Source organism: Microbispora sp. NPDC049633 (genome assembly GCF_040675265.1).
GTDB lineage: Bacteria > Actinomycetota > Actinomycetes > Streptosporangiales > Streptosporangiaceae > Microbispora > Microbispora maris.
Genome location: NZ_JBFAOO010000400.1, coordinates 1 through 1937 on the forward strand (window position 1 = coordinate 1; position 1937 = coordinate 1937).

Genomic DNA, 1937 nt, shown 5'->3' on the forward strand with positions numbered 1-1937 from the left:
GCTGAACCTGATCCTGGCGGCGGCCTGCACGCTTCCGGTGGCCCTGCGGCGTGACCGGCCTTTCGTGCTGCTGGTCGCCACCTGCGTCCCCCAGGCGGTGCTGGACGGGCTCCACTACGATCCCGGCCTGAGCGAGTTCGGCGGCCTCGTCCTGCTCTACTCTGTCGCCGCCTACCGAGGGCTGACGCTGAGCGCGGCGGCTCTCCTCGTGTCGTTCTGCTCCTACCTCGCGAGCGCCCTCGCCGGGATCATCACCCCGTCCTGGACGGACCACGTCGTGGTCATCGCCGTCATGCTGCTGTGCTGGGTGTGCGGCCGGGCGCTGCGGCTGCGCCGCGCCTACCTCTCGGAGCTGGTCCAGCGGGCCGACCGGCTGGAGCGGGCGCGGGAGGCCGACACCAGGGCCGCCCGGGCGGAGGAGCGCTCCCGCATCGCGCGGGAGCTGCACGACGTCGTGGCCCACCACGTCAGCGTGATGACGGTGCAGGCCGCCGCCGCCCGCAAGATGCTCGACACCAAGCCCGACGTCGCGCGGGACGCCCTCACCGCCATCGAGGAGATGGGCCGCACGGCGATGGCGGAGATGCGCAGCATCGTCGGCGTGCTGCGCACCGACGGCCCGGCGGAGCGCGGGCCGCAGCCGGGCATGCAGGACCTGCCGGCGCTGGTGGAGCAGATGCGCGAGGCGGGCCTGCGGACCCAGCTGTGGGTCGAGGGCGAGCGGCGCGGCCTGCCGCCCGGGGTCGACCTCGCCGCCTACCGGCTCGTGCAGGAGGCGCTGACCAACAGCCTGCGGCACGCCGGGCCCTCCGCCCGCGCCTGGGTCACCGTACGGCACGAGCCGGGCGAGCTGAGCATCCACGTGGAGGACGACGGGCGCGGCGCGGCGGAGGAGTCGCTGCGGATCGGGGGCAAGGGCCACGGGCTGGTGGGCATCCGCGAGCGCGTCGCGCTCTATGGTGGTGTTCTGCGGATCGGTCCCCGCACCGGGGGCGGATTCGAGGTCCGCGCCCAGTTCCCCCTGGGTAACAGCCCCCTCAACCACCGCCCCCTCAGCCACCGCCCCGTTGACCACACTCCGCTCAAGCAGAGCCCCCTCGAGGACAGAGCATGACGATCAGGGTGTCCCCCTCCACCCGGCGGCCCGCCGCCTCCCTTTGGACGGACGCATCATGACGATCCGGGTGTTGCTGGTCGACGACCAGCCGCTGCTGCGCACCGGGTTCCGGTTCATCCTGGAGGCCGAGCCCGACGTGACCGTCGTGGGCGAGGCGGGCGACGGCGCGGTGGCCATGGAGCAGTCCCGCGCCCTGCTGCCCGACGTGGTGCTCATGGACATCCGCATGCCCGGCACCGACGGCATCGAGGCGACCCGCCGCATCGTGCGGGAGGCCGCGCCGAGCGCCCACGTGCCGAAGGTGCTCGTGCTGACCACGTTCGACCTGGACGAGTACATCGTGGAGGCGCTGCGCGCGGGCGCGAGCGGGTTCCTCCTCAAGGACGTGCCGCCGGACGAGCTGGTCCAGGCGATCCGCGTGGTGGCGGCGGGCGACGCGATCGTGGCGCCGAGCGTCACCCGGCGGCTGCTGGACAGGTTCGCCACCCGGCTGCCCTCCGCGCACCAGCAGGCCACCCCGGCGCGGCTCGACCGGCTCACCGAGCGCGAACTCGAGGTGCTGCGCCTGATCGCGAAGGGCATGTCGAACGCCGAGATCGCCGCCCAGCTGGTGGTCAGCGAGACGACCGTGAAGACCCACGTCGGCAACGTGCTGACCAAGCTGGGGCTGCGCGACCGGGTCCAGGCCGTCGTGCTCGCGTACGAGACCGGCCTGATCGTTCCCGGCGCCTTCTCCTGATCGGCCCGGCCCGGCGTCGCCGGGCCGGGGCGGGGGGGGGGGCGGGGGGGCGGCGGGGCGCCGGCCGGGCGCCGAGATGAG

Annotated in this window: 2 protein-coding genes; both read left to right on the top strand. The window is 74.1% G+C overall.

Annotated features, from left to right (window positions below):
• Positions 1 to 1114, top strand: a 1114-nt coding sequence (locus AB0J39_RS39365) for a sensor histidine kinase (protein WP_363474294.1), incomplete at its 5' end; no start/stop codon positions are given.
• 58 nt (positions 1115 to 1172) lie between these two features.
• On the top strand, positions 1173 to 1856 hold the full coding sequence (locus AB0J39_RS39370) for a response regulator transcription factor (RefSeq protein WP_346227301.1): 684 nt from the start codon (positions 1173 to 1175) through the stop codon (positions 1854 to 1856).
• Positions 1857 to 1937: the final 81 nt, after the last annotated feature.

What these genes read in the sequence shown, in the direction of transcription:
- AB0J39_RS39370 (WP_346227301.1), top strand. Translation starts at nt 1,173, where the DNA reads ATGACGATCCGGGTGTTGCTGGTCGACGACCAGCCGCTGCTGCGCACC.